We start from the raw sequence: 1,762 nt of genomic DNA, 5'->3' as shown, positions 1-1,762 counted from the left end.
GCATCGCCACGAGATATGACCGCTTGGCCGTCAACTTCCTCGCCGCCGTCCAGATCGCCGCCTTCGTCAGCTACTGGTTATGAGTCTGGAGCCTAACGCAATCGGCACCGACTTCGGGCAGTACCGCGGCTTGGCTCGGGAAACAAACGAATCCGGTCGCGTGCAAGCGAACATCTTGGAGATGCGTCTCGGAATGCGGCTCTTTCTGAGCAAAGGGGACGAGGCATCGATCGCCCAGGTGAACGATCGGCGTGAGGCACTGACCCAGGTAATCACTGATCTGGAAAAGGTGGCAATCTCTAAGGAGACAGAGGTCGTCGTGGAGCAGCTTCGCAAGGAGGTCGAGGAGTACAAAAAAGGCTTTGATGAAGTGACTGCCTTACAGGCAAATCGCAACACGATCGTCAATGACGTCTTGAATACGCGCGGCCCTGAACTTGAGCGCACCCTGACGACGATCATGGAGAGCGCCAGCCGGGATGGCGATGTAGAAGCGGCTTACACGGGCGGGATGGTACTGCGCCGCGTGATGCTGGTGCGGCTCTACGCCAATCGTTTCCTGCTCGACAACTCGCAGGAGGCCGCGGATCGGGTTACGCGGGAAGGGGAGGTCCTGGGCGGCGAGGCGGTCAATCTTCGCAACCGTCTGCAGAACCCCGAGCGCCGGCGCCTCGCGGGAGAGGCGGTCACGTTGACGGAAGCATATCTCTCAGGCTTCCAGGAGGTCGTCACCACGATCAACACGCGGAACGGGATCATCACCCAGTCGCTCGACGTCATTGGCCCGCGCATGGCCGCTGCCATCGAGGAGGTGAAGCTCAACGCCAAGAGCAGCCAGGACGAACTCGGCCCGCGCGTCGTTTCGGTGATCGACAACGCCACCGTCAGCTCGGTCATCGTCTCGGTCATCGCCCTGGCCCTCGGCGGCGGCGCCGCGTACCTGATCGCCACGGGGATCACCCGACCGGTCGGCGCCCTGTGCGGCGCGATGGGCCGCCTCGCGAATAAGGACATGACGGCGGAGGTTCCGGCGACGCGACACAAGGACGAGGTGGGTGACATGGCCCGGGCCGTCCTGGTGTTCAAGGAGAACATGATCCGGGCCGACGAACTCGCGACGGCCCAGGAGAAGGAGAGGGCTGCTCGAGAGGCCCGTGCGAAGCGGATAGAGGAACTGAACGCCAACTTCGACGGCGCCGTCGCCGAGATCCTCTCCACGGTGACCGCGGCCACGAGCCAGCTCAATTCGTCGGCCCAGAACATGTCGTCCGTCGCCGAAGAGACGCAGCGTCAGGCTTCGGCCGTGGCGGCGGCGTCCGAACAGGCCTCGGCCAACGTGCAGACGGTGGCGGCGGCGGCCGACGAGCTCTCGGCCTCTATCAGCGAGATTGCCCGGCAGGTAGCGCATTCTTCGAAGATCTCCCGACAGGCGAAGGAAGCCGCCGATAACTCGAGCCGCATCGTCGCCGGACTCGCGTCGGCCGCCGACCGCATCGGCGAAGTGGTGAACATGATCACCGACATCGCGAGCCAGACCAATCTGCTTGCGCTCAACGCCACCATTGAGGCGGCGCGGGCGGGGGATGCCGGCAAGGGCTTCGCCGTCGTCGCAAACGAGGTGAAGAGTCTGGCGACACAGACGGCAAAGGCCACCGAGGACATCTCCCGAGCTATGACCGATTTTGGGTGACGGCGTGGTCAGGCGGCGGCGGCTTGATCGGCGTCATTCACCTGGATGCCGTCGCGGAACGTGACACCCTCG

General features: G+C 64.0%; 1 protein-coding gene and 1 pseudogene. Both read left to right on the top strand.

From position 1 onward, the window contains the following. Positions 1–83 (top strand): annotated as a pseudogene (locus tag CRP50_RS24715) (IS5/IS1182 family transposase); the annotation flags it as partial. A gap of 110 nt (positions 84–193) precedes the next feature. Further along, a complete protein-coding gene (locus tag CRP50_RS26405) occupies positions 194–1,690 on the top strand; it encodes a methyl-accepting chemotaxis protein (RefSeq protein ID WP_176525350.1) in 1,497 nt (498 codons plus the stop codon). Positions 1,691–1,762 lie beyond the last annotated feature (72 nt).

The organism is Caenispirillum bisanense (genome assembly GCF_900230255.1).
In the GTDB taxonomy this organism is placed as follows: Bacteria; Pseudomonadota; Alphaproteobacteria; order Rhodospirillales; family Rhodospirillaceae; genus Caenispirillum; species Caenispirillum bisanense_A.
The sequence above is the reverse complement of the archived record's forward strand: the minus strand, read 5'-3'. Positions and strand labels throughout refer to the sequence as shown.

Coding starts and splice junctions, on each gene's coding strand:
- CRP50_RS26405 (WP_176525350.1), top strand. CDS start 194: ATGCGGCTCTTTCTGAGCAAAGGGGACGAGGCATCGATCGCCCAGGTG.